Source organism: Streptomyces sp. NPDC051133, from assembly GCF_040682635.1.
In the GTDB taxonomy this organism is placed as follows: Bacteria; Actinomycetota; Actinomycetes; order Streptomycetales; family Streptomycetaceae; genus Streptomyces.
This window is the reverse complement of sequence record NZ_JBFBBK010000004.1, coordinates 171,721-190,064: the sequence shown is the minus strand read 5'-3', so window position 1 is coordinate 190,064 and position 18,344 is coordinate 171,721. Positions and strand designations below refer to the sequence as shown.

Here is an 18,344-nt window from a genome sequence, read left to right as displayed (position 1 = left end):
GGACACGCACGGTAATTGACGTAGCGTCAGAAAGGGAGGGTCACGGCATCAGGCTGTCCGTCTCCGTGAACACCATGTGCGCCACGACGATGAAGCCGATGCAGAAGGCGATGGCCACCCCGAGGAAGACCAGTCCGCAGCCGGTTCCGACGGCGAGCCTGCCGTGGGAGGGCGGGAGCGCGGTGGCCCGCTGGGGCTGCTCCGGCAGGTACCGCACGGTCACGAAGTCGCCCTCCAGGACGGTCGCCGGGCCGCCTTCCTCCTCGAAGCGGACCGTGCGGCCGTCCTGCGTGGTGAACTCGTAGACGTGGTGCACGCTCGTACGCACCGAGGCGTCCCCGCCGCCCCCGCTGGTCGTCGTGAACATCCGCAGACAGCGGCCCTCGGCCGTCAGCCCCTGCGACCACGTCCTGCCGATGCGCCGGGCGCGGCGGACCAGCAGGAACGCGGCGAAGCCGAGGCCGCCGATCATGAGGATGGGCACGGTGTAGAAGAGCAGCTCGAGCATGGTTTCCCCCCAAGGTCCGGTACGCCGCCCCCGCTCGGTCGGCGTGCGAGGAACGTACCCGCCGGTAGGGGCGGTTCGGCTCAAGGGAAGCTCAGTATCAGTACTGGGACAGTTCGATCCACTGGTACACGGTGTAGACGGTGCAGAAGGCGAGCACCAGCACCCCGAAGACGGCGGCCGCCGTGTCCTTGCCGGGCTGCGGAGCGGAGGCGGTGGCCCGGTCGGGCTCGTGCGGGGCGTAGTGGACGACGATGTGGTCGCCCACCGAGCGGTCGCGGGGACCGCCGTTCTCCTTGAAACGGACGAAACGGCCGTCGCGGGTGGTGAAGTCGTACTCGTGCCACTGCACCCGGCGGGCCACGTTGTTGACCACCTGGGTGGTGGCCCAGGCCCGCACCACCCGCGCCTGCGCGGTCAGTCCGCTCTCCCAGGCGGCGCGCCGTTGCCGCGTCCGGCGCACCAGCGCCACCGCGGCCCAGACGAAGAAGCCGATCAGACAGGCCATGGTTATGTGGAAGATGGCGTCCACGCGCGCGTACCCCTGTGCATCGGTTGCCGGACTCACGTGCGCCGGGACCGGAACACCCGGTACCGGCGCACGCGGACCTTACCCGAGCGGGGGTCAGAAGGTGACGTCGGAGCAGGCGTAGAACGCGTTGCCCGTGTCCGCGATCGTCCACACCGCGACGATGACGTGATGCCCGCTCAGGCCGCTCGGCAGCGTGCCGCTGTGACTGAGGGTCTGCGGCGGCCGCTGACCGTTGTAGGGCACCGTCAGGAACGGGGTGAGGTTGAGGTCCGAGCGGGACAGGGGATGGTTCTGGTTCCAGCCCGGCTTGGTGACGTAGTACTTGAAGTCCGTCGTGGCGTGCATGGCGGTGAACTGCCAGCGGAAGGTGTACGTCTGGCCGCCCGTCACCTTGGTGGTGGGCCAGGCGCCGCCGGACGGGGTGGCCGGCGAGCTGAGCGGGGCGAACCGGCTCAGGCCGCCGTTGCAGATCTGGCCGTCGGCGGGACCCGCGGCCGGGAAGCCCTTGGGGCCCTCGACGCTCTGCGGCTCGTACTGGATCTCGCCGCAGCCCGTCACGGTGCCGTTGGCGCAGAGCTTCTGCCTGCTGATGGGGAGGTCGGTGTAGCCGTGCCCGCTGGCGCCGCCGGTGGAGAGCGCGAAGGCTCCGGCGGTCGCCACGGCCAGCACGGCCGCGGACATCGTGGTCTTGATGCGCATGCTGCCGCTCCTGGAGAACGTGGGGAGTTCAGTGAGCCGTGCAGGAAGGGTGGTGCACTAGGTCTAGACCAAGTCCCAGATTATTGCCGCCTCTTGACTGTGTCCATACAAGCGACACGTCCGTCGTGCACCGGCTACACCGGCTCCCCGCGTCCCGAGCAGAAGGCGACCGTCAGGTCCCGCACCAGCACCTTGCGCTCGTAGTCGTCGAGTTCCACCAGGCCCCTTATGGTCAGCCGGGTCACCGTGTCCTCCACCGAGTCCACCACCGAGGTGAGCATGCTGGCCCGCTGCCGGGCGTCCAGCGCGGCGATCCGGCGCCGGTGCACGGCGGCGGCGACCTCGGGTGCGTACTCCACCCGCAGCGGCTGCACCGAGAACACCTCCATGCCCACCGGCGCGGTCTCCTCCGCCACCAGCCGGGTCAGCGCGTCCCCGGCCGCCGTCACCCCGCCCCGGGTGCCGCCCGCCGGCTCCACCGGCACCCGGGCCAGCGCCGCCTCCACGCACTCGCGCAGATACGTCTCGTGGTCCTCGACACCGAGCACGGCCCGCGCCGTGTCCCGCACCCGCCACACCACCAGCAGGACCACCCGCAGGGCCATCCCGTCCGGATCCGCGGCCGGCATCGACTCGCTGCGCCAGTGCCGCAGCCGCACGTCGACCCGGCGACGCGGCAGCAGCGGGTTCACCCAGACCAGCCCGGTGCGCCGGACCGTGCCCCGGTACCCGCCGAACAGGCCCAGCACCCAGGCCCGCCCGGTCCTGCCCCGGGCCAGCCCGCCGAAGCCGAACGCGGTGAGCGCCCCGGCCCCGGCGTACGACGCCCACTGCGCGGGACCGAGGCCCGCACCCGTGTACGCCGGAAGGTGCAGCGCGTGCGCCGCGAGACGTGGGAGCACCCCCGCCCACCACGAGGTCGCCACGCACCCGGCGACGCCGCACACCCCGGCGAGCACCCCGGCCGCCCCGGGCAGCACCCGGGCCGGCCGCTCGGCCAGCCCCGCGTCGACCTCCGGCAGCGGACGCCTGCGCACCGGGGCGGGGCGGGTGAGGCGCGGCTGCTCGCCGGTGCCCTGCCGGCGGGCCACCACGGCGGGCCTGAGCGGCACCTGCACCGGGTCGGGATCGTCCCGGAAGAGCATGTGGACGGGGATCTCGGTGGTCGCCTCGTTGTGGATCAGCCGGGCCGGACGGGCGGCCGGGCCCGCGGCGTCCTCCGGCTGCCCCTCGGATTCGGGCGGCGTGTGTGACGTGCTCGTACTCATGCGTGCCTCCAGCCTCCGCGCCAGATGCGTCATGAACAGGGGGGAAGGGGACGTGCCGCGGCATGCCCGACCGGGCGGGGGACGTCAGCGCGCGGCAGGGGCCCGGAGGAACAGCCGGCGCCAGGTCTCCGGCCCCGGATAGCCGTCCGCCGCGCCGCCGCGCCAGCCCTGGGTGCGCTGGAAGGCCTCGACCGCGCGCCGGTCCGCCTCGCTCCAGCGCGACCCGGGGTCGGCGGCGTAGAAACTGCCGAACCCCTGCCGCGCCAGCTGCCGGCGCAGCTGGACGAGGTACTCGTTCTCCGCGCCCGGAAGGAAGTGGCCCCGGCCCGGGTAGCCGGGCACCCCGTGCGAGGCGGGCTCCGCACCGCCCGTGCCCGGCACGGGCCGCGTGGTGTCGGCGGGTTGTTCGGTGTCGGCAGGCTGCTTGGTGCCCGCCGCGGCGTCGGTCAGGCCCTTGTAGCGGTAGGGGACGTACTTGTCGGCGTTGCTCCAGTAGGGATAGGGGGTGGTCTGGCTGCGAGCGTGCGGGGGTGTCTGCTCGTAGACCGTGTAGTGGGTGTGGTCGGAGTCCGTCCAGCCGGCGAAGATCACCACGTGCGAGCCCGATTCCGGGTTGTCGGGGTTGTGGTACAGCAGGATGTCGCCGGACTGCAGATCGTCCTTGGTGATCTTGACGCCGAACTGGTCGAGGCTGCCCGTCCACTCGTTGGTGGGCAGGCCCCAGGCCATGGAGACATAACCCGAGCAGTCCTGCCGGTACCCGTCGGACCAGTACGAGGTCATGCTGTACGGCACCTTCGCGGCCACCCAGACCTTGGCCCTGCTGATGATCTGGGCCCGGGTCGTGGCGGGGGTCGGCACCGTGGCGGGCCCGGCCGGCGGGCCCCCGGCGCCGTGCAGCTGGGATCTGGCGCCCTGGGGGGTGGCGGGCTGGCCGTCCCCGGGGGTGTCCGAGGGCCGGGGTGTGGCTTGGGGGTTCGGGGTGGCGGTGGGGTTGTCGCCGGTGGTGGGCGCCCCGCCGGCACCGGGACCGGGGGTGACGGCGGCGGCCGGGGTGACCGCGCCCAGGGCCGCCGAGGCGGCGGCCATGACCACGACCACGGGGGCCGCCGGACGGCCGCACAGGCCCCCGGACGGCGGGCGGTGGCTCGTCCGTCGCCGGTCGACGCAGCCGGGACAGTCGCAGTCGCTCGCAGGATCGAAGTCTTCGAACATCGGAGCGGTCATGCGATCTGCCTCACATTCGGGGGAGATTTGTCCGCGAGTGTGCACGTTGATCAGTTTCCCAACTGTCCCCACGGCGCGCACTCTGACGGTCCGAATGATGTACCCGACCGCCGCCGGGCGGCCCTATCGCTCACCCGGAGGTGGTCGGAACCACCACTCCAGGTCAGGTAGAGTTCTCCTTGTCAGCAGGCGCCGCTAGCTCAGTTGGTTAGAGCAGCTGACTCTTAATCAGCGGGTCCGGGGTTCGAGTCCCTGGCGGCGCACCGACCGGAAGGCCCCTCGCGGAAGCGGGGGGCCTTCTGCATGCCCGGGACGCCCCCCCCTGTCCGGAACCGGGCCATCCCCCCGATTGCCGGATACCCTCTCGCCATGGCAGCCCGGGACCTCCAGGAACGGATCAAGAAGCTGATCGTCGACCGGCGGCTGCCCTCGGGTGCCCCGCTGCCGACCGAGCCCGAGCTGATGGAGCTCCTCGGGGCCAGCCGGAACTCGGTGCGGGAGGCCCTGAAGGCGCTGCAGGCGATGGGGATCGTGGAGATCCGGCACGGGTTCGGGACGTACGTCGGTTCGATGTCGTTCGCACCCATGATCGAAGGGCTGGCCTTCCGCACCGTCGCCGGGCACTACCGGGGCGAGGACTCGCTGCTGCAGCTGCTGGAGCTGCGCGAGGCCGTGGAGACCGGGCTGGTGTCGCGGCTCGCCGGCCGGCTGCCGGAGGCGGACCTCGTCGAACTGGACGCCCTCGTGAACCGCATGGAAGACCAGGCCGCGCAGGGAGCCGGCCTCGCCGAGACCGACCGCGCCTTTCACGCCACCCTCTACCGCGGTCTGGACAACGTGCTGCTGAGCGAGGTGCTGGAGGCGTTCTGGGACGCCTTCCACCGGGTGCAGCGGGATCTGGTGGACGTGCCGCAGGATCCCCGGGTCACCTGCCGCCAGCACCGGGAGATCCTCGACGCGGTCCGCTCCGGTGATTCCCTGCGGGCGGAGGAGGCCATAAGGGATCACTTCGGCAACATCCGCACCCGTCTCTCCACCACCGGCGCACCCCCGCCACCTGCGCCCCACGCGCGCCACAATGAACGGGTTTGACCGGTAAACACCGCGTTTCGCGTCTTGCGATCATGCCGAACGCCGTAGAACCCTGGATGTCCAAGCTGGCGCTGTTTGGCGGCAGTTGAGGGAAAGAGACCGGTTGCGCACCGGCGGGGAGGGGGCCCCGCTCATGAATCGGTGCCGAGGGGGGCATCCATGCAACCGGAAGGTCGCCGTCCTATGTCGCCGGCGGGTGAGGACGACGTGGTGACTGCGGCCGGCCGCTGACTCCGCACGCGCGGGCCGAGGGGAGCCGGCCGGGCGGGAAAGGACCGACGAAACACGCGGTGACCTGCGTGCTGGGGGAATGACTCATGACGTCGACGCCGAGGGGCGCCGGGCGGAGCCACGCTCACGACCACCCGTCACAGACCACACAGCCGAGAGCGGCCGGCCACCGGACGGGCCAGTTCCGCCGGATCCGGAGAAGCCTGCCGAGATACGACTACGAGCACTACAGCCGGCTCGCGGGCCCGCTCACCCAGCCCGACCCGGCCAGGCCCTACAAGGTGCAGTACCGGTCCCTGCTCTCGCAGGAACCGCACCGCGTCCGCGCCGCCCTCATGCTGGGCGCGGCCCCGGTGCTCTCGCTCGTGCTGCTGTTCTGGCTGCTCCAGCCGGGCCACTGGACCGAACGCGACTACCCGGCCTACGGCTTCCTGCCGGCCCTCGACACCGTCATGCTCGTCTCGATCGGCCTGATCGAGTTCTTCCGCTGCCTGAACGTGCTGTCCAACGCGCACGCCACGCTCGTCGCCCGCGACCCGGTCCCGGTGGTCCCGGAGACCGGCACCCGCGTCGCCTTCCTGACCTCCTTCGTGCCCGGCAAGGAGCCGCTGGAGATGGTCACGAAGACCCTGGAGGCGGCGGTCGGGCTCCGCCACCGTGGCCTGCTGCACGTGTGGCTGCTGGACGAGGGCGACGACCCGGCCGTCAAGGAGGTCTGCGCCCGGCTCGGCGTGCACCACTTCTCCCGCAAGGGCGTCGCGCGGTGGAACCGGCCCAGGGGCCCGCACCGCGCCAGGACCAAGCACGGCAACTACAACGCCTGGCTGGAGGCGCACGGCGACGGCTACGACTTCTTCGCCTCCGTCGACACCGACCACGTGCCGCTGCCCAACTACCTGGAGCGGATGCTGGGTTACTTCCGCGACCCGGACGTGGGCTTCGTCATCGGCCCGCAGGTCTACGGCAACTACGACTCGTTCGTCACCAAGGCCGCCGAGTCCCAGCAGTTCCTCTTCCACGCCCTGATCCAGCGCGCCGGCAACCGCTACGGCGCCCCGATGTTCGTCGGCACCTCCAACGCCGTACGGATCACGGCGCTTCGGCAGATCGGCGGCCTGTACGACTCGATCACCGAGGACATGGCGACCGGCTTCGAGATGCACCGCGCCAAGAACCCGGCGACCGGGAGGAAGTGGAGGTCGGTCTACACCCCGGACGTGCTCGCCGTCGGTGAGGGCCCGAACGCCTGGACCGACTTCTTCACCCAGCAGCTGCGCTGGTCCCGGGGGACGTACGAGACGATCCTCAAGCAGTACTGGAAGGGCTTCTTCACGCTGCCGCCCGGCAAGCTCTTCAACTACACGATGATGATCGTCTTCTACCCGATGTCCGCCCTCAACTGGATCCTCGCGGCGCTGAGCTGCGCACTGTTCCTGGGCCTGGGCGCCTCGGGTGTGAACATCGACCCGACCGTGTGGCTGATGCTGTACGGCAACGCCTCGGCGCTCCAGATCGGCCTGTACGTCTGGAACCGCCGGCACAACGTCTCCCCGCACGAGCCGGAGGGCTCCGGCGGCGTCGCGGGCATGGTGATGTCGGCCCTGTCCGCACCGGTGTACGCCCGCTCGCTGATGGACGCGGTGCTGCGCCGCAAGAGCAGGTTCGTGGTCACGCCCAAGGGCGAGTCGGCCAGCCCCGACACGCTGTTCGGGACCTTCCGGATCCACTGGTTCTTCATCCTGGTCTTCGCCGGCTCGCTCGCCGCCGGCCTCGTGCTCGGGCACTCCCACCCCGCGATGCTCACCTGGGCGTCCTTCGCGCTGCTGATCACCGCGTCGCCGATCCTCGCCTGGCGGTACACGCTCCGGCAGGAGCGGAGTAGGCCGCGGCCGGCGCCGGCGCCCGAACCGCAGGACGCCGTCCCCGCGGGGTACGCGGCGGCCCGCGTCCCGCAGCAGCGGCCCACCTGGGCGGCCTCCGCGCAGGCGGACCCGGCCGGGGAGAGCGAGCAGACCATGAAGATCGCCCTCGGCGGACTTGGGGGACGTGACGAATGAAGGACCAGGCCGTCCGCCGCCGTACCCGAAGGCTTGCGATCGGTACGGCGGTGGTCCTCGCGCTGGCCGGGACGAACGGGCCGTGGGTGTACCGCTTCGGCGCCGCGCAGTACCACCAGTACAAGATCAACAGACCCGAGTACAAGGCCGACAACGGCCACTGGGACATCGTCGAGTTCCCGCCGGAGTACCGCCAGGACACCATCCACGCGGCGCTCCTGCACACCGGCAAGGTGCTGCTGGTCGCCGGGTCGGGCAACAACCAGGACAACTTCGACAAGAAGAAGTTCGACACCCGGATCTGGGACCCGGTCAAGGGCACGATCAAGAAGATCCCCACGCCCAGCGACCTGTTCTGCACCGGCCACACCCAGCTCGCGAGCGGCGATCTGCTGATCGCGGGCGGCACGAAGCGGTACGAGAAGCTCAAGGGTGACGTCACCAGGGCCGGCGGCCTGATGATCGTCCACAACGAGAACCCGGACAAGCCGATCACGCTGCCCGCCGGCACCGGCTTCACCGGCAGGGCGGGCGGCAAGACGTTCGTGTCCAAGGACCCGGTGCTCGTCCCGCGGGCGAAGAAGGTCTTCGACCCGAAGACCGGCGCGTTCCTGCGCAACGACCCGGGCCTCGGGCGCATCTACGTCGAGGCCCGGCGCAGCGGCACCAGGTACGAGACCGGCACCCAGGACAACTACCGGATCCAGGGCCTGACCGGCGCCGACGCGCGCAACACGTACGGCATCGCGCAGAAGCTCGCCCTCGACAAGAAGGACTTCCAGGGCATCCGCGACGCCTACGAGTTCGACCCGGTCGCCGAGCGGTACATCAAGGTCGACCCGATGAACGAGGCCCGCTGGTACCCGACGCTCACCACCCTGTCGGACGGCAAGGTCCTCGGCGTCTCCGGGCTCGACGACATCGGCCAGCTGGTGCCGGGCAAGAACGAGATCTTCGACCCGAGGACCGGGAAGTGGACGTACACCCGGAAGATCCGGCAGTTCCCGACGTACCCGGCGCTGTTCCTGATGCAGAACGGGAAGATCTTCTACTCGGGTTCGAACGCGGGGTACGGACCGGACGACGTCGGCCGGCACCCGGGTGTCTGGGACGTCGCCACCAACAAGTTCACCGGGCTGCCCGGGCTGAGCGACCCGGACCTGATGGAGACCTCCGGGACCGTGCTGCTGCCTCCCGCGCAGGACGAGAGGTTCATGGTGGTCGGGGGCGGGGGCGTCGGCGAGTCGCCGCTGTCGAGCAGGAGGACCCGGCTGATCGACCTGAAGGCGAAGGACCCGAGGTTCGTGGACGGGCCCGAGCTGGACGAGGGCACCCGGTATCCGCAGTCCTCGATCCTGCCCGACGACACGGTCCTGGTGTCCGGCGGCTCGCGGGACTACCGGGGGCGGGGCGACTCGGACATCCTGCAGGCGCGGCTGTACCACCCCGACAGCGACAGCTTCACCCGCGTCGCCGATCCGCTGGTGGGCCGGAACTACCACTCCGGGTCGATCCTGCTGCCGGACGGGCGGGTGATGTTCTTCGGGTCCGACTCGCTGTACGGGGACAAGGCGAACACGAAGCCGGGGACGTTCGAGCAGCGGATCGAGATCTACACGCCGCCGTATCTGTACCGGGACTCCCGGCCGGAGTTGAGCGGGGGCCCGCAGACGATCGCGCGGGGTGCTTCGGGCACGTTCACGTCGAGGCACGCCGCCGGGATCAAGAAGGTGCGGCTGATCCGGCCGAGTGCCTCGACGCATGTGACGGACGTCGACCAGCGGTCGATCGCGCTGGACTTCAGGACGGCCGGGGACAGGATCACGGTGACCGTCCCCGGGAACCGGAATCTGGTGCAGTCGGGCTGGTACATGCTGTTCGTGGACGACGACCGGGGGACGCCCAGCAAGGCGCAGTGGGTGAAGGTGCCGTAGTCACCCGCTGTTACGGGCCAGGGTGAGCGCGTAACCGGCCCACCATTCCCCCGCCTTCGGTCCCCCCTTGCACGTGCCGTCCGACTCCCCCGGGCGCTTGATCCACAGGTAGGCGTCCACCAGGGGGTCGGCCGTCCTGGTCGTCGGGGTCTCTCCGAGGGCCCGGCCCGGCGGGTTGCACCAGCGCTGGGCCGGGTCGCCGGACCGGTAGGGGCCGTTTCCGTTGCGGCTGGTGTCGATCACGAAGTGTTTGCCGCCCAACCGGGCCGAGAGCTGCTTGCCGTAGGCGAGGGAGTCCTCGGTGGAGTAGAAGTTGGAGACGTTGACGGAGAAGCCGTCGGCCTGGTCGACACCGGCCTGTTTCAGGGCCTGGAGCATCTGGTCGGCGTGGCCCCCGCCGGCGTTGCCCGCGTCCAGGTAGACCGTGGTGTGCTGCAGGGACTTGAGCTTGGCGACCGCGCCCCTGAGCAGGTCGTAGCGCTCCTCCTGGAACTGGGCCGGGGTGCAGCCGTCGGCGAGGTGGAGCACCGCGTCCGGTTCCAGGATCACGATGGCGGCGCGGTCCCCGATGCCCCGGGCGACGGCGTCGACCCAGGCCCGGTAGGCGTCGCCGTCGGCCGCGCCGCCCCGGGAGTACTGGCCGCAGTCGCGGTGCGGGATGTTGTAGAGGACGAGCAGGGCCGTGCGGTCGGACTTCTCGGCGGCCTCGGTGAAGCCGCGCGCCTCCTCCTGCGGGTTCTCCCCGCCGATCCACTCCCCCATCGGCTGCTCGGCGATCTTCCGGATCTGCCCGGCCTCGGCTTTCTGGCCGGCCTTGGTGTAGGCGGCGAGCTGGCGGGCCGCGGTGCCGTCCGGGTTCACCCAGAACGGGTCGGCGGACTTGGGCTGTTGGGTGATCCGTGCCGAAGGGCCCGCGTCGCTGTCCCCGCCGGTCCCGCCGCTCCCGCCGCTCCCGCCGGTGGAGCATCCGGCGAGCAGCAGTGCCGCCCCCAGCACCACCGCCGCCGACGCACGCGCGGACGACCGGGCCCCCCTGCTGTCGTACATGCGATTCCCCCTGGGCACTGTGGTCCGGGTACCAATCGTGGCATATCCGGCCGGTCCGCCACGAGGTCGCGTGGCAGCGCGTACGGGTGTCAGCGGGCGGTTCCGGTGAGGTAGGCGGAGACCACCACGTTCGCCGTGTAGCTGCGGGTGGCGCGGTCGAAGGTGCCGCCGCAGGTGATCAGGCGGAGTTCGGCGCGGCCGGGCCGGTGCGGGCCGTAGGCCTGGTGGGCGTCGAAACCGGTGCGGGGCAGGACCCGGACGTCGTCGACGGTGAACTCGGCGACCGTGCCGTCCGAGCGGACCACCCGGACCGTCTCGCCGGGTTCGACCGTGCTGAGCTTGTAGAAGACGGCGGGCCGGGTCGCGGTGTCGACGTGCCCCACCATCAGCGCCGCCCCCACGGCGCCGGGCTTGGGACCGGAGCCGTACCAGCCGACCACGCCCGGCTGGTCGAAGGGCGGCGGGTCGACGGCGCCCTGCGCGTCCAGGCCGCGGGTCACCACGGGTGCCTGCACGGCGAGTTCGGGGATGTCGATGCGCTGGGGAAGTGCGTCGCCCAGCGGTTTCGCCGCGGGCGGCAGCAGGGCGGGGTCGGCGGGCCGGCCGGCGGCGAACAGCCCGCCGGTGTCGGGTCCGTCCGTGCCGTGCGCTCCGTCGGACACCCCGCGTCCCCACAGCCACAGCCCGAGCAGCAGCAGCGTCCAGGCGAGGACGGTGAGGAGCCGGCCGGTGCCGCCGGCGCGCTCGCGGTCGTCGGTCATGCCGGTCGTCAGCGCGTTCCGCGGCTCCGGCGGGCGCGGACGCCGAAGACGGCCGCGGCGACCGCGGCGAGCGCCAGGCCGGTCACCGTCTGGGCGGTGTCGGGGCCGGATCCACTGGTGGCCACGGTGGCGAAGTGGGCGGTGCCGCCGCCGCCCGCGGGGACGGGGGCGACGGGCGAGGCGTGGGACCCGGTGGGCTCGTCGGACTGTCCGGATCCGCTGCCGCCGACGGTGACCCTGCCGGTGACCACGTAGTCGCCGCAGCTGATCTGCACGTCGTAGGTGCCCGGCGCGAGGGAGGAGCGGACGCGGGTCTCACCGGCCAGGGCGCCCTGGGTGCCGGTCAGCGCGGCGTCGGAGACGAAGGCCCGCGAGACGGCGGTGCCCTGCTTGCCGGGGCAGCCGTCGACGTGCAGGGACACGTCGGAGCCGGGCGCCGGAACGGCGGGGGTCACGGAGACCGAGCCGCCGCCGGCCGCGTGGGCCGCCGGGGTGAGGACGGCCGCGGCCAGGATTCCGGTACAGACAGTGAGACGTAGTGAGCCCATCGTGAACCTCCAGTACCAGGAGGCTCCCCCGCCACGGGCGCCCTCGCATCCCCGGAGGGCGCCCGATTGCTCCATATGGGTGGATCCGGATCGAATGACACCAGGTCAGAAGGGCCCGGACGCGGGCGGCGGACTCAGACGAGATCGACGAGGTCCGCGATGGAGTCGGCGACCTGCGACGGCCGGAACGGGTAGCGGTCGACGTCCTTCGGCCGGGTCACGCCGCTGAGCACCAGGAACGTGCGCATGCCGGCCTCCAGACCCGCGAGCACGTCGGTGTCCATGCGGTCGCCGATCATCGCGGAGGTCTCGGAGTGGGCGCCGATCGCGTTGAGCCCGGCGCGCATCATCAGCGGGTTCGGCTTGCCGACGAAGTACGGCTTCTTGCCGGTCGCGGCGGTGATCAGGGCGGCGACCGAGCCGGTGGCGGGCAGGTCGCCCTCGGTGGACGGGCCGACGTTGTCGGGGTTGGTGGCGATGAACCGGGCGCCGTTGTTGATCAGCCGGACGGCCTTGGTGAGCGCCTCGAAGGAGTAGGTGCGGGTCTCGCCGAGGATCACGAAGTCGGGGTCGTGGTCGGTGAGGATGTAGCCGATGTCGTGCAGCGCGGTGGTCAGGCCCGCCTCGCCGATGACGTAGGCGCTGCCGCCGGGCCGCTGGTCGTCCAGGAACTGGGCCGTGGCCAGCGCGGAGGTCCAGATGTTCTTCTCCGGCACGTCCAGGCCCATCCGCCGCAGCCGGGCGTGCAGGTCGCGGGCGGTGTAGATGGAGTTGTTGGTGAGGACGAGGAAGGGCCGGCCGGAGTCGCGCAGCTTCTTCAGGAAGGCTTCGGCACCGGGAATCGGCACGCCCTCGTGGATCAGAACCCCGTCCATGTCGGTGAGCCACGATTCGATGGGCTTGCGGTCTGCCATGTTGGGCGTCTCCTGGCGTACGTACGGTCAGAAAGCGGGGGCGCCGGAACCACGGCGTACCGACGCCCCCAGCCTAGTCAGACCTGGCTGATCCGTACCCCGTCGATCACCCAGTACCAGTTGTTGCCCCCGGTGTAGCGGAAGCGGACCCGGACGCTGGTCGCGCCCGCCGGGACCTGGAGGGTGACGGTCTCGGTGCGGGAGGGCACGTCGGCGGTGTACGTCTTCACGCTCACCGGGGTGCCGCCGTCGTAGGAGACGAGGACCTCGCCCTTCTGCGGGGACTCCTGCCGGTAGTAGGTGGTGTACGTCAGGGTCGCCGTGCGGCCCCCCGTCACGGGGTGGGCGGGGCTGACGAGGGTGGAGTCGAAGCCGCCGCCGAGCGGCTTGTCGCTCCACTCGTCGCCGTCGGCGACCGCGAAGACGCCCCGGGCGCGGACGTTGCACTCGCGGTTCTGGTCGCGCTGGGCCTGGGTCCAGAACTCGTCGGTGGTGAAGGACCAGCCGCGCCACTCGGTGACCCCGCCGGTGCCCATGGCGGAGTTGTCCACGGACCAGCCGGCGGGCGGGGTGTGCGTGAAGCCCAGGACGGCGGCGGGGATGCCGGTCTCGTCGACGCGGCTCTGCAGCTGTCCGCGCAGGGCGTCGAAGTCGTCGGGGACGGGCTGCTGGACGGGCCGGCCGTCCAGGCCCCAGGCCGGGTCGAGGGCGATGCCGAGGTGGGCGAGGGCGGAGGCGGCGACGTCCGGCATCTTCACGTCGTACCGGACCGAACCGGCCGCGAGGGCCGGCCCGGTGGCGATGAGGAAGGTCTGGCGTTCCTGCAGGGTGGAGCCGCCGTGGCCGCCGGGGTCGGTGTGACCGTGGTCGGCGGTGACCATGATCAGCCAGTCCTCGGACGCGTACGTGGGCCGGGCCTCGACCGCGGCCACCATCTGCCCGACCTGGGTGTCGGCGCCGTGGATGGCGTCCAGGTACTGCTGGGAGGCGGCGCCGTAGGTGTGGCCGGCGTGGTCGATGTTGTCCAGCTGGACGAAGACCGCGTCCGGGTCGGCGTCCTTCAGCCGGGCGACCGCGCGGGAGGCGGTGCCCGTGTCGTACTCGGCGCTCGGCGTGGAGACCCGGGTGTCGACCTTCGCCGAGAAGACGGTGTCGGTGAGGGGCGCCCAGGAGGAGACGGCGTACGTGTTCAGGGCGGGCCGGGCGGTCTCGGCGCGGGTGAGGAAGTCGGGGTACAGGTCGAAGCGGGCGCCGGTGAAGGTGTTGTCCTTGACGTTGTGCTTGTCGGGCCAGACACCGGTGATGAGCGTGGACCAGCCGGGGCCGGAGAGGGTGGGCGCGAGCGGGTTGGCGTAGATGCTGCTGGGCGCGGTGAGGCCGGCGGCCATCAGGGCGTCCAGGTTCGGCGCGTCGGCGTCCTTGATCCGGCTGAGCAGACAGCCGTCCAGGCCGATGACCAGCACCTTGGGCGTGCGGGCGGCGGCGCGGGCGATGCCGCCGAGCGGGCCGGCAGAGGCGGCCACGCCGACGGCACTGACGAGAAGGGAACGACGGGAAAGGTGGGGCACGAAAACTCCGAGGGCGAGGACGAGCGTGCGGCGCGCCCTAGGAGCGCGGGGCTGTGCCGGCAAGCGGCTCCGCCGCGTGGGCGCGACCGGCCACGACGGCGGGGCACATACGAACGGCGGGCCGGAGCCGGAAGACCCGCCGGACCCCCGCAGGGTTCAGCTGCCGGTGGCCGACTTCCAGTCCTCGACGTACGACGTGAGGTTCTTGTCGATCTCGTTCCAGTCGGGCTCGAAGAAGTCGACGCCGTTCATCAGCCCGGTGAGCGCGGTGGCGTTGGCGTCGGTGGCCTTGACGTCCTGGCGGGCGGCGAAGCCGCCGCCGATCTCGCTGACCTCCTGCTGCTGCTTGCGCGCGAGCATGAAGTCGAGCAGCTTCCTGCCGTTCGCGCTGTGCGGGGCCTTGGTGACCAGGCCGGCCGCGTACGGCAGCGCGAAGGTGGTGGGCTTGCCGTCCTTGCCGGCCGGGAACCAGATGCCCAGGCCCGGCATGGTCTTGGACTGGGCGTAGTTCATCTGCACATCGCCGTTGGCGACGAGCAGTTCGCCCTTGTCGACCTTGGGCGCGAGCTTGCCGGTGGAGGCGGACGGGCCGACGTTGTTGGCCTGGAGCTTCTTCAGGTAGGCGAGGGCCGCCTCCTTGCCGCCGAAGTCGTGGATGGCCTTGATGAGCACGGCGGTGCCGTCACCGGCGACACCCGGGGTGGAGTACTGCAGCTTGTTCTTGTACTTCGAGTCGAGCAGCTCGTCCCAGGTCCTGGGGGCCTGCTTCAGCTCCTTCTTGTTGTAGACGAAGCCGAAGTAGTTGTTGACGACGGCGGTCCAGGTGCCGTCCGTGGCCTTGTCGGCGCCGCTGACCTGGACGGAGTCCTTCGGCTCGTACTTCTGCAGCATGCCCTTGCTGTCGGCCTCCTGGATGAAGGGCGGGAGGGTGACCAGCACGTCGGCCTGCGGGTTGCTCTTCTCGCGGACGGCGCGCTGCACCATCTCGCCGGAGCCGCCCTCGACGTACTTGACCTTGATGCCGGTCTGCTTCGTGAAGTCGGCGAAGACCTTGTCGTACCAGCCGTCGCCGTTCTCGCCCTTCAGCCCGTCGGCGCTGTAGACGGTGACGACCTTGGCGTCGGAGGCGGCGGAGGAGGTGCCGCACGCGGCGAGGGCGGGGGCGGCGAGCAGGGCGAGGGCTACGGCGAGCGGGAGGCGGTTTCTGGGCATGGCGAGGCCAACTCCTGGCGTGTTCAGGGGGTGCGGGGAGGGAACGGGAGAGGGTTCAGCGGTACGACGCCCGGGTGCGGACCCGGGAGACGGCGAACAGGACGAGCAGCGTCGCGGCCATGAGCACCACGGCGACGGCGGAGCCGGTGAAGAGGGCGCCGCGGTCGGTGGCCGCGTAGATGAGGACGGGCAGCGGGGTCCAGTCGGGCGGGTAGAGCATCATCGTGGCGCTCAGTTCGCCCATGGACAGGGCGAAGCACAGGCCGGCGGCGGCGGTCAGCGAGGGCAGCAGCAGGGGCAGCCGCACCCGGAGCAGGACGTAGGAGGGCCGGGCGCCGAGGGAGGCGGCGGCCTGTTCACAGGCCGGGTCGAGGCGGGTGATCGCCGCCGACACGGACTGGTGGGCGAAGGCGGTGACCAGCACGGTGTGCGCCAGGATCACGATCCACCGGGTGCCGTTGAGCAGCATCGGCGGCTTGGAGAAGGCGACGAGGACCGACAGGCCCACGACGACCGAGGGCACGGCGAGCGGCAGCACGAACAGGGCGTCCACGACCCTCCGGTACCGCTTCTTCAGGGCGGCCCCGGCCAGCGCGGCCCAGGTGCCGACGGTCAGGGCGAGCAGGCTCGCGGCGGTGGCCGTGAGCAGGCTGGTGGTGAGCGCCTGGAGGGCCTCGCCCCGGGTCGCGGAGCGGTAGTTGGCCGTGGTCAGGCCCGAGGGCAGCGCCCCGGACCAGTGGGTGGCGAAGGAGGCGCCGAGGACGACGAGGAGGGGCAGGGCGAACAGCGGCAGGAAGAGGACGAGGAACACCGCCCACACGGCCCACCTGGCCCCGCGGCTATGCACCAGCACGACGGCTCACCACCCGGTACAGGCTGTACAGCCCCACGGAGATCAGGACGTTGACGACGGCGACCACGCACGCGCCCGGGTAGTCGGACTCCAGGATCGCCTTGCTGTAGACGAGCATCGGCAGGGTGGTGACCCCTTTCGCACCGGTGAACAGGACGATCCCGAACTCGTTGAGGCAGAGCACGAGGACGAGACTGCCGCCGGCCGCGAGCGCGGGCAGCGCCTCGGGCAGGATCACCCGCCGTACGATCCGCGGCGCCCGCGCCCCCAGCGAACCGGCCGCCTCCAGCTGTGCGGTGTCCAGCTGCGAGAAGGCGGCGAGCAGCGGCCGCATCACGAACGGCGTGAAGTAGGTGACCTCCGCCAGCAGCACACCCCAGGGCGTGGTCAGGAACTGGAACGAGCCGATGATGCCGGTCGTGCCGTAGATGAACAGCAGCGCCAGCGTGATCAGGAAGGACGGGAAGGACAGGTACACGTCGATGAACCGCGCCACCCCCTTCGCGCCGGGGAAGGGCACGAACGCGATGACCAGCGCGAGCAGGAAGCCGAGGACCAGACACCCGGCGGTGGACGCCACGGCCAGCCAGACGGTGGTCCACAGGGCGTGCCGGAAGGCCTGGGAGGCGAACACGTCGGCGTACGGCCGGACCGAGGTGCCGCCGCTGTCCGGCTGGAACGACTGCTGGACGACGAGGGCGAGGGGGTAGAGGAAGAAGAGGGCGAGGGCGGCGACCGGGGGAAGGGCCCACAGCAGCGCCCCGGAGGAGCGCGCGGCGGTGGGAGCGGTGCGGCTGCCGCCGCGGGGGCGCGACCGGCCCCGGCCGGCCCGCGCCTTCTGTACGGCCTCAGCCATGACTCACCCCCGCGGGCAGCAGCACCGCGTCGTCCGGGGCGAAGTGCAGGCTCACGGACTCCCCGTACCCGGGCGGATCCCTCAGCTCGCGCACGTCCGCCATGACGGAATGCCCGTCGATCTCGACGTACAGCCGGTGCGTGGCCCCCCGCCACTGGATCTCCCGTACGACACCGGTGAGTCGGTTGGGTCCGTCGCCCAGCCCGATCAGGTGCGGCCGCACACACAGCGTGGCCCGCGCCCCCGTGGCCACACCCGCCGTGCCGACCTTCAGGTCCGCCCCGGCGAAGTCGACACCCCCGGAACCGACCGTCACCGGCAGCAGGTTCGCGCCGCCCACGAAGGACGCCGTGAACTCGCTCTTCGGCGCCCGGTACAGCTCGCGCGGTGTCCCGCACTGCTGGAGGCGCGCGGAGTCCATCACCGCGATCCGGTCGGCCAGGGTCAGCGCCTCGACCTGGTCGTGGGTGACGTACAGCATCGACACGTCCGGCAATTCCCGGTGCAGTCGCGCCAGTTCGGCCAGCATCCCGGACCGCAGCTGGGCGTCCAGCGCGGACAGCGGCTCGTCCAGGAGCAGCACGGCGGGCCGGATGGCCAGCGCGCGGGCGATGGCGACCCGCTGCTGCTGCCCGCCGGACAGCTCGCGCGGGTGCCGGCGGGCGTAGGCGGCCATGCCGGTCATCTCCAGCGCCTCGGCCACCCGCTGCCGTATCTCGCTCTTGGCCGTCCTGCGCGCCCGGAGCCCGAAGGCCACGTTCTCGTCGACCCGCATGTGCGGGAAGAGGGCGTAGCTCTGGACGACCATCCCGATGCCCCGGCGGTACGGCGGCAGGTCCGTCACGTCCCGGCCGCCGAGGAGCACCCGCCCGGACACGGGCCGTACGAACCCGGCGACCGCCCGCAGCGCGGTGGTCTTGCCGGAGCCGGACGGCCCGAGCAGCGCCATGACCTCGCCGGGCTCGACGGTCAGATCGAGCGAGTCGAGGACGACGTTGCCGTCGTAGGCGACGGTGACGGAGTCGAAGCGGATGCTCATC

The 18,344-nt window shown here is 71.5% G+C and carries 17 protein-coding genes and 1 tRNA gene; 4 read left to right on the top strand and 14 right to left on the bottom strand.

Features of this window, described 5'->3' with window-relative positions; genetic code table 11:
* Nucleotides 1-40 precede the first annotated feature (40 nt).
* The 5 genes from AB0N17_RS06995 to AB0N17_RS06975 all read right to left on the bottom strand — a co-directional run bounded on the left by AB0N17_RS06995 (nucleotide 41) and on the right by AB0N17_RS06975 (nucleotide 4,231).
* On the bottom strand, nucleotides 41-508 hold the full coding sequence (locus AB0N17_RS06995; protein ID WP_366010099.1) for a DUF3592 domain-containing protein: 468 nt from the start codon (nucleotides 506-508) through the stop codon (nucleotides 41-43).
* A gap of 97 nt (nucleotides 509-605) precedes the next feature.
* On the bottom strand, nucleotides 606-1,037 hold the full coding sequence (locus AB0N17_RS06990; RefSeq protein ID WP_366010098.1) for a DUF3592 domain-containing protein: 432 nt from the start codon (nucleotides 1,035-1,037) through the stop codon (nucleotides 606-608).
* Between the two features lie 93 nt (nucleotides 1,038-1,130).
* Nucleotides 1,131-1,736, bottom strand: a complete 606-nt coding sequence (locus AB0N17_RS06985; protein ID WP_366010097.1) for a lytic polysaccharide monooxygenase — start codon at nucleotides 1,734-1,736, stop codon at nucleotides 1,131-1,133.
* A 134-nt stretch (nucleotides 1,737-1,870) separates the two neighbouring features.
* Nucleotides 1,871-3,004, bottom strand: a complete 1,134-nt coding sequence (locus AB0N17_RS06980) for an SPFH domain-containing protein (RefSeq protein ID WP_366010096.1) — start codon at nucleotides 3,002-3,004, stop codon at nucleotides 1,871-1,873.
* Between the two features lie 84 nt (nucleotides 3,005-3,088).
* Nucleotides 3,089-4,231 (bottom strand): peptidoglycan-binding protein, encoded by a 1,143-nt coding sequence (locus tag AB0N17_RS06975; protein ID WP_366010094.1) that lies wholly within the window; start codon nucleotides 4,229-4,231, stop codon nucleotides 3,089-3,091.
* A 189-nt stretch (nucleotides 4,232-4,420) separates the two neighbouring features.
* On the opposite strand from AB0N17_RS06975, the gene AB0N17_RS06970 reads away from it, so the two are divergent.
* From AB0N17_RS06970 to AB0N17_RS06955, 4 genes are all read left to right on the top strand, one after another.
* Nucleotides 4,421-4,494: transfer RNA gene (locus AB0N17_RS06970), tRNA-Lys, on the top strand.
* A gap of 106 nt (nucleotides 4,495-4,600) precedes the next feature.
* Nucleotides 4,601-5,323, top strand: a complete 723-nt coding sequence (locus AB0N17_RS06965) for a FadR/GntR family transcriptional regulator (protein WP_366010093.1) — start codon at nucleotides 4,601-4,603, stop codon at nucleotides 5,321-5,323.
* A gap of 317 nt (nucleotides 5,324-5,640) precedes the next feature.
* Complete coding sequence (locus tag AB0N17_RS06960) at nucleotides 5,641-7,611, top strand: glycosyltransferase family 2 protein (protein ID WP_366010092.1); 1,971 nt, start codon at nucleotides 5,641-5,643, stop codon at nucleotides 7,609-7,611.
* Complete coding sequence (locus tag AB0N17_RS06955; protein ID WP_366010091.1) at nucleotides 7,608-9,545, top strand: kelch motif-containing protein; 1,938 nt, start codon at nucleotides 7,608-7,610, stop codon at nucleotides 9,543-9,545. Before AB0N17_RS06960 ends, AB0N17_RS06955 begins: the two co-directional genes overlap by 4 nt.
* Here the strand turns inward: AB0N17_RS06955 and AB0N17_RS06950 are convergent, their stop codons facing one another.
* The 9 genes from AB0N17_RS06950 to AB0N17_RS06910 all read right to left on the bottom strand — a co-directional run bounded on the left by AB0N17_RS06950 (nucleotide 9,546) and on the right by AB0N17_RS06910 (nucleotide 18,343).
* On the bottom strand, nucleotides 9,546-10,592 hold the full coding sequence (locus tag AB0N17_RS06950; protein WP_366010090.1) for a glycoside hydrolase family 6 protein: 1,047 nt from the start codon (nucleotides 10,590-10,592) through the stop codon (nucleotides 9,546-9,548). It abuts the gene before it with no gap.
* 89 nt (nucleotides 10,593-10,681) lie between these two features.
* A complete protein-coding gene (locus AB0N17_RS06945; protein WP_366010089.1) occupies nucleotides 10,682-11,353 on the bottom strand; it encodes a class F sortase in 672 nt (223 codons plus the stop codon).
* Nucleotides 11,354-11,361: 8 nt separating this feature from the next.
* A complete protein-coding gene (locus AB0N17_RS06940; protein ID WP_366010088.1) occupies nucleotides 11,362-11,901 on the bottom strand; it encodes a hypothetical protein in 540 nt (179 codons plus the stop codon).
* A gap of 134 nt (nucleotides 11,902-12,035) precedes the next feature.
* Entirely contained in the window at nucleotides 12,036-12,815 is a 780-nt protein-coding gene (locus AB0N17_RS06935) for an HAD-IIA family hydrolase (protein ID WP_366010087.1), read from the bottom strand.
* Between the two features lie 77 nt (nucleotides 12,816-12,892).
* Nucleotides 12,893-14,338, bottom strand: a complete 1,446-nt coding sequence (locus AB0N17_RS06930) for an alkaline phosphatase family protein (RefSeq protein WP_366010086.1) — start codon at nucleotides 14,336-14,338, stop codon at nucleotides 12,893-12,895.
* 201 nt (nucleotides 14,339-14,539) lie between these two features.
* Nucleotides 14,540-15,595 carry a 2-aminoethylphosphonate ABC transporter substrate-binding protein gene (locus AB0N17_RS06925; protein ID WP_366010085.1) on the bottom strand — a complete coding sequence of 352 codons (1,056 nt, stop codon included), beginning with the start codon at nucleotides 15,593-15,595 and terminating at the stop codon, nucleotides 14,540-14,542.
* Nucleotides 15,596-15,650: 55 nt separating this feature from the next.
* Nucleotides 15,651-16,448, bottom strand: coding sequence for an ABC transporter permease subunit (locus tag AB0N17_RS06920; RefSeq protein WP_366010084.1), 798 nt, complete (start codon nucleotides 16,446-16,448; stop codon nucleotides 15,651-15,653).
* Nucleotides 16,435-17,304: a 2-aminoethylphosphonate ABC transporter permease subunit gene (locus AB0N17_RS06915; RefSeq protein WP_366010083.1), complete on the bottom strand. Its 870-nt coding sequence runs from the start codon at nucleotides 17,302-17,304 to the stop codon at nucleotides 16,435-16,437. Before AB0N17_RS06915 ends, AB0N17_RS06920 begins: the two co-directional genes overlap by 14 nt.
* On the bottom strand, nucleotides 17,297-18,343 hold the full coding sequence (locus AB0N17_RS06910) for an ABC transporter ATP-binding protein (protein ID WP_366010082.1): 1,047 nt from the start codon (nucleotides 18,341-18,343) through the stop codon (nucleotides 17,297-17,299). The genes AB0N17_RS06915 and AB0N17_RS06910 overlap by 8 nt, the downstream gene beginning before the upstream one ends.
* Nucleotide 18,344: the final 1 nt, after the last annotated feature.